The organism is Candidatus Methylacidithermus pantelleriae (genome assembly GCF_905250085.1).
GTDB lineage: Bacteria > Verrucomicrobiota > Verrucomicrobiia > Methylacidiphilales > Methylacidiphilaceae > Methylacidithermus > Methylacidithermus pantelleriae.
The window spans coordinates 1-2,789 of record NZ_CAJNOB010000063.1; the positions used below are offsets into that span (position 1 = coordinate 1).

Annotated in this window: 3 protein-coding genes; all 3 read right to left on the reverse strand. The window is 61.2% G+C overall.

Annotated features, from left to right (window positions below):
• Nucleotides 1–1,340, reverse strand: a 1,340-nt coding sequence (locus KK925_RS09935; protein ID WP_214096487.1) for a homocysteine S-methyltransferase family protein, incomplete at its 3' end; no start/stop codon positions are given.
• Between the two features lie 64 nt (nucleotides 1,341–1,404).
• On the reverse strand, nucleotides 1,405–1,641 hold the full coding sequence (locus KK925_RS09940; protein WP_214096488.1) for a hypothetical protein: 237 nt from the start codon (nucleotides 1,639–1,641) through the stop codon (nucleotides 1,405–1,407).
• Nucleotides 1,642–1,649: 8 nt separating this feature from the next.
• The coding region (locus tag KK925_RS09945) for a ribonucleotide-diphosphate reductase subunit beta (RefSeq protein ID WP_174583583.1) at nucleotides 1,650–2,789 on the reverse strand (1,140 nt) is incomplete at its 5' end.

Here is a 2,789-nt window from a genome sequence, read left to right on the forward strand (position 1 = left end):
GGGGGGGGGGGGGGGGGGGGGGGGGGGGGGGGGGGGGGGGGGGGGGGGGGGGGGGGGGGGGGGGGGGGGGGGGGGGGGGGGGGGGGGGGGGGGGGGGGGGGGGGGGGGGGGGGGGGGGGGGGGGGGTCGCGCGCGACGTCGAGAGCCGTGGCAAAGTCGCCTGCGGTGATGAGCTTGCGGAACTTGGCCGAGCCGGTGATGTTCGTGCGTTCGCCGACATTGACGAAGGGAATGTCCTTGGTCAGCGTGAACGGCTCAAGGCCGGACAGGCGCATGTGGGTGGAAATTTCGGGAATCTGCCGCGGCGGATATTTGCTGACTGCCTCGGCAATCGCCCGGATGTGGTCGGGCGTCGAACCGCAGCAGCCGCCGACGATATTCAGCAGCCCCTCTTCGGCAAAGCCTTCCAGCTGCGCGGCCATCGCCTCGGGGCTTTCGTCATACTGGCCGAATTCGTTGGGCAGACCGGCATTGGGATAGGCACAGACAAAGGTGTCGGCAACGCTGGAGATTTCAGCGAGATGGGCGCGCATCGCATTGGCGCCAAGCGCGCAGTTCAGGCCGATGGTGAAGGGCTCCGCGTGACGCACGGAATGCCAGAATGCTGTCGGCGTCTGACCGGACAATGTGCGGCCTGAGAGATCGGTGATCGTGCCCGAAATCATGATGGGCAGGGTAATGCCCTTTTCCTCGAAGACTTCCTGCGTGGCGAACACCGCAGCCTTGGCATTCAGTGTGTCGAAGATCGTTTCGATGAGGATGATGTCGGCGCCGCCGTCCATCAGGCCGCGCACCTGATCCGCATAGGCAATGCGCAGATCGTCAAAGGTAACGGCGCGATAGCCGGGATTGTTCACGTCAGGCGAAATGGATGCAGTCCGGTTCGTCGGTCCGAGCGCCCCGGCCACAAAGCGGCGCTTGCCGTCCTTCTGTTCGGCCTTGATCGCTGCGCGGCGGGCAAGGCGGGCGCCATCGCGGTTCAGCTCATAGACAACCTCTTCCATGCTGTAGTCAGCCTGGGCAATGGTCGTGGACGAGAAGGTGTTGGTTTCGAGAATGTCCGCACCGGCCATGGCATAGGCGTAGTGGATATCCTCGATGGCCTGGGGTTGCGTCAGAATCAGGAGGTCGTTATTGCCCTGCAGGTGACAGGAGCAATCGGCAAAGCGTTCGCCGCGAAAATCGTCTTCGTTCAGGCTGAGGCCTTGAATCTGCGTGCCCATGGCTCCGTCGAGAATCAGGATGCGTTCCTGCGCCGCCTTGGTCAGCGCTTCAAACACCTCTGAGCCATCCCGTGGAGCACCCATGGGACCGAACAGATTATCGACTGCAATATTCATGACTCAAACGCCTCTTGGCCACCTCGGGATGGGAGACGTAAACTCACATAAAGATATCTTTATGTCAACAAATCAATTCCATTGGCGGCAAATTCTGTCGCAGCTGCGGCGTCCCGTTCTGCCGCATCGCTGCGCTCTTCTCGCTGATCAGGGCGCAGAAGAGATCATGCAGCCGCTTGGCACCCGGATGGCTTGCATAGGGGCGCAGCCGCGCCACCTCGGCGCTGGCCGCAGCGACAAGATCGACATTCCCCGGCTGCCGTATCAGCCAGGCGACGAACACGTCCTCGGGAGCAGGCATCCTCTGCATCAATCCCATGCCAGCGCTCCGCCGTTCTGGTACTCGATGACGCGCGTTTCGAAAAAATTCTTTTCCTTCTTCAGGTCCATCGCCTCTGACATCCACGGGAACGGGTTGTCGGTATCGGGGAAGACCTGGGCAAGGCCAAGCTGGGCGCAGCGGCGATTGGCGATGAAGTGCATATAGCTTTCGCAAAGGGCGGCATTCAATCCAAGGAAACCGCGCGGCATCGTATCGCGGCCATAGGACGCCTCGAGTTCCGCCGCATCCCTGATCATCCCGCGCAATTCTTCGGTAAAGGCTTTCGTCCACAGATGCGGATTCTCGTGACGGATCTGGTTGATCACATCGATACCGAAATTCATGTGGATGCTCTCGTCGCGCAGGATGTACTGATACTGCTCGGCAATGCCGACCATCTTGTTGCGTCGGCCGAGCGACAGGATCTGGGCAAAGCCGGTATAGAACCACATGCCCTCGAAAATGACGTAGAAAGCGACGAGATCGCGCAGGAACTGCTGATCCATCTCGGGCGTGCCGGTCTTGAATTCCGGGTTGTCGAGATTTTGCGTGTGCTTGAGCGCCCATGCCGCCTTGTCGGTGATCGACGGCACTTCGCGGTACATGTTGAAAAGTTCGCCCTCGTCCAGCCCGAGACTCTCGACGATGTACTGGAACGTATGCGTGTGAACGGCTTCCTCGAAAGCCTGACGCAAGAGATACTGGCGGCATTCCGGATTGGTCAGGTGCCGGTAGATGGCAAGGACGATATTGTTGGCAACGAGGGACTCGGATGCGGCGAAGAAACCGAGATTGCGCTTGATCATGCGGCGTTCGTCGTCGGTCAGCCCGTCCCTGGATTTCCACAGGGCGATATCCGCCTGCATCGACACCTCTGTCGGCATCCAGTGATTGTTGCAGCCATTGAGATATTTCTCCCAGGCCCAGTGATATTTAAGCGGCAGGAGCTGGTTGACGTCGGCGCGCGCGTTGATCATCGCCTTGTCATCGACGCGCACACGGCCGCCGCCGCGCACGATATTGCCAAGGCCTGTCGCATCGGCAGCGGGTGCCTGATCCGGTGCGAGGGCGGGATGGATGGCGCGCGCCGCATTGGCGGCAGCTTCGTTGTTGGTCCAGTCAAGCAT

Excerpts from the sequence above, each read along its gene's own strand:
- KK925_RS09940 (WP_214096488.1), bottom strand. The coding sequence starts at position 1,641 with ATGCCTGCTCCCGAGGACGTGTTCGTCGCCTGGCTGATACGGCAGCCG.